Annotated in this window: 3 protein-coding genes; 2 read left to right on the top strand and 1 reads right to left on the bottom strand. The window is 71.7% G+C overall.

What is annotated here, in order from left to right; genetic code table 11:
* Nucleotides 1–651 (bottom strand): class II aldolase/adducin family protein (locus FRZ03_RS23855; protein WP_261399315.1); only part of this gene is annotated, 651 nt, incomplete at its 3' end.
* A gap of 256 nt (nucleotides 652–907) precedes the next feature.
* Between FRZ03_RS23855 and FRZ03_RS23850 the strand changes: the two genes are divergently transcribed.
* The gene (locus FRZ03_RS23850) at nucleotides 908–1657 is read left to right on the top strand and encodes a lysozyme (RefSeq protein WP_146467196.1); all 750 of its coding nucleotides are present in this window, start codon (nucleotides 908–910) and stop codon (nucleotides 1655–1657) included.
* Nucleotides 1658–1812: 155 nt separating this feature from the next.
* Nucleotides 1813–3014: inorganic phosphate transporter (locus FRZ03_RS23845; protein ID WP_146467201.1), on the top strand; the 1202-nt coding region annotated here is incomplete at its 3' end.

Below are 3014 nucleotides of genomic sequence, written 5' to 3'. Positions count from 1 at the left end.
TTGGCCGTATCCCTTCAGGCGTTCCCCGACTTCGGCGAGTTGTGCCTCCGTCAGCAAAGACGGGGTCAGGCCCGGTACCGAGGAGGCCGTCAGCCACAGGCGGCACATCCACTCCAGCTGGGCGGTGCGGTCGTAGGCCTGGTCGAGGGTGGCGCCGTAGGTGATCGTGCCGTGGTTGCGCAGCAGGCAGCCGGAGCGGTCGGCCAGCGCGCGGAGCATGTTCTCGGCCAGTTCTTCGGTGCCGTAGGTGGCGTACGGCGCGACCCGCACCGGTCCGCCGAGGGCCGCGGCCATGTAGTGGACCAGCGGCAGCTCGGTCACCAGGGTGGAGACCGCGGTGGCGTGCACGGCGTGGGTGTGCACGATCGCGCGGGCCCCGGTGCCGCGGTAGACGGCGAGGTGCATCGGCAGCTCGCTGGTCGGCACCAGCGTGCCGAGCACCTGACGGCCGGTGAGGTCCACACCGGTGATGTCGTCCGGACCCAGCCGGTCGTAGGGCACACCCGAGGGAGTGACGAGCACCACGTCCCCGACGCGCGCGGAGACGTTGCCCGAGGTACCGACGACCAGTCCGTCCGCCACGCTCCGCCGCGCCGTCGCGACCAACGCCGCCCACCGGCCCGCCGTTTCCTCGTCCACCTGTGCGCGCACCCCGCCCGCCCTTCCTCTCCCGCGTCCCGCGGCTCCACGGTCTTGCCGCGATCCTGCCAGCCACCCCCGCGGCGGGCGGCCGTTCGGCGTACTTCTGTCCGAGATCCCGCAACCCAAAAGGGTGCATATCACGGCAAAACACCAGGAATCTCCGCCGATTCGGTGATCAACGGCCCTTGAATGAGCCCCCCTTGCCCGATCGGCGACCCGCTCGTCCGCCACGACCTGGTCGTCCGCCACCCCGGGGAGACGGCACATGGCCCGCACCCTTCTCCGCCGCCACGCCGGTGTCCTCGCCGCGGCCACGGCGGCGTTCGTCCTCACCTGCGCCCCGACCGCCTCGGCCGGCCCCCCGGACCGGGCCGCGAACCAGCCCCGGGGACACGACGTGTCGTCCCACCAGAAGCGGGTGGACTGGCAGTCCGCGCAGGACGACGGCGCCCGCTTCGTCTACGTCAAGGCGACCGAGGCCACGAGCTACCACAACCCCTACTTCGACCAGCAGTACGACGGGGCGCGCGAGGCCGGCCTGATCCGGGGCGCCTACCACTTCGCACTGCCGGACCGCTCCTCCGGCGCCCGGCAGGCCGCGTACTTCGTGGCGCACGGCGGGGACTGGCGGGCCGACGGCTGGACACTGCCGCCCGCGCTGGACATCGAGTACAACCCGTACAACGCCAAGCGCAAGTGCTACGGGCTGAGCAAGAAGAAGATGACCACGTGGATCCGGTCCTTCAGCGACGAGATCCGGCGCGAGACCGGCCGCCGGCCCGTGATCTACACCACGTCCCAGTGGTGGAAGCTGTGCACCGGCAACAGCCGCGCCTTCGCCTCCACCCACCCCCTGTGGATCGCCCGTCACGGCACCTCCGACCCGGGCAGACTGCCGGGCGGCTGGCGCTACTGGACCTTCTGGCAGTACGGCACCACCGGCCGGCTGCCGGGTGACCAGAATCTCTTCGACGGCACCCCCGGCCGGCTGCGGACCTTCGCGCTGGGCTGGTGACCCAAGGGGCGCCTGGGCCCGCCCGGGGCGGGGGGTGAAAACGGAGGCCCACACCCCCCGTTACGGACACCCTCGTGCCCGCCCCAGTTCATCTTCCGTTCACCCAGGTTGCCTACGTTCATCCAGCCAACGACCTCGAACGATTGCCTGGGTAAATGGAAAGCTTCTCGCTGATCCTCGCGATTGTGGTGGTGACCGCACTCGCGTTTGATTTCACGAACGGTTTCCACGACACCGCGAACGCGATGGCCACCACCATCTCCACAGGCGCCATGAAGCCGAAGCTCGCGGTGGCCATGTCCGCCTCCCTCAACCTGGTGGGCGCCTTCCTCTCCGTGGAGGTCGCCAACACGATCTCCAAGGGTCTCGTCGACGAGAGCGGCATCCGTCCCGAGGTCATCTTCGCCGCCCTGGTCGGCGCGATCCTCTGGAACCTGGTGACCTGGCTGGTGGGCCTGCCCTCCAGTTCCTCCCACGCCCTCATGGGCGGTCTGATCGGCGCCGCCGTCGCCTCCGCCGGATTCGGCGCCGTGCACGGCGGCGTCCTGGTGACCAAGGTGCTGCTGCCCGCGGTCGCGGCGCCGGTCGTCGCGGGCATCGCCTCGATGGTCGCCACCCGGTTCTCCTACGGCATCGGCGGCAGGGCCGAGGGCGAGGCCACCCGCAAGGGCTACCGCACCGGCCAGGTCGCCTCCGCCGCCCTGGTCTCCCTCGCGCACGGCACCAACGACGCGCAGAAGACGATGGGCGTCATCACCCTCGCGCTGATCGCGGGCGGCGCCATCGCCCCCGGCTCCAACCCTCCCACCTGGGTGATCCTCTCCGCGGGCCTGGCCATCGCGGCCGGCACCTACATCGGCGGCTGGCGCATCATCCGCACCATGGGCACCGGCCTGACCGACCTGGAGCCCCGTCAGGGCTTCGCCGCCCAGACCAGCGCCGCGACGGCCATCCTGGCCTCCTCCCACCTCGGCTTCTCCCTCTCCACCACCCACGTCGTCTCCGGCGCCGTGATGGGCGCGGGCCTGGGCCGCAAGGGCGGCGTGGTCCGCTGGTCCACCGCCACCCGCATGGCCGTCGCCTGGGTGCTCACCCTGCCGGCCGCCGCACTGGTCGGCGCGGGCGCCGAGGCCGTCACCGAACTCGGTGACTGGGGCACCGCCGTGGTCGCCGTCTTCCTGGTCGCCGCGAGCGCCTGGATCTACAAGCTGTCCCGCCGCGAGGTCATCGACCACACCAACGTCGTCGCCGACCCGCCCGCGGAGCCCTCCGGCGTGGTCACCACCGCCATCGCCGCGGTGACCCCGCCCCCGGCGGGCACCGTCGCCGACGGCCTGACCGCCACCATCCCGGCCCC

Origin of the sequence: Streptomyces misionensis, assembly GCF_007896895.1 — a bacterium.
GTDB lineage: Bacteria > Actinomycetota > Actinomycetes > Streptomycetales > Streptomycetaceae > Streptomyces > Streptomyces misionensis_A.
This window is presented reverse-complemented; position numbering and strand designations above follow the sequence as displayed.